Annotated in this window: 1 protein-coding gene; it reads left to right on the forward strand. The window is 63.4% G+C overall.

Annotated features, from left to right (window positions below; translation table 11 throughout):
* Positions 1-574 (forward strand): glucose-6-phosphate dehydrogenase (locus AC6CH8_RS22840; protein ID WP_498192466.1); only part of this gene is annotated, 574 nt, incomplete at both ends.

Raw genomic sequence — 574 nt, forward strand, 5'->3', positions numbered from 1 at the left:
GTCCACGCATTCGGCGCGGGGTCAGTTCACCGGCGGGTGGCAGGGCGGGGAGGAAGTCCTGGGGTATTTGGATGAGGACGGGATCCCGGCTGATTCGAAGACCGAAACTTATGCTGCGATCCGGGTGGATATCAATACCCGCCGGTGGAATGGTGTGCCGTTCTACCTGCGTGCCGGTAAGCGCCTGGGCCGGCGGGTGACCGAGATCGCGGTGGTGTTCAAGCGGGCACCGAACCTGCTCTTCCGTGACCACAACGATGATGACTTCGGCCAGAACGCCGTGGTGATCCGGGTCCAGCCCGACGAGGGCGCCACGATCCGGTTCGGGTCCAAGGTCCCGGGCACGCAGATGGAAGTCCGTGATGTGACCATGGACTTCGGCTACGGGCACTCCTTTACCGAATCCAGCCCCGAAGCCTACGAACGGCTCATCCTGGACGTGCTCCTGGGCGAACCCCCTTTGTTCCCGCGGCACCAGGAAGTGGAACTGTCCTGGAAGATCCTTGACCCGTTCGAGGAATACTGGGCCGGGCTCGATGAACAACCCCAACCCTACGCACCGGGCAGTTGGGGG

It is taken from the genome of Paenarthrobacter sp. GQ52 (assembly GCF_059759005.1).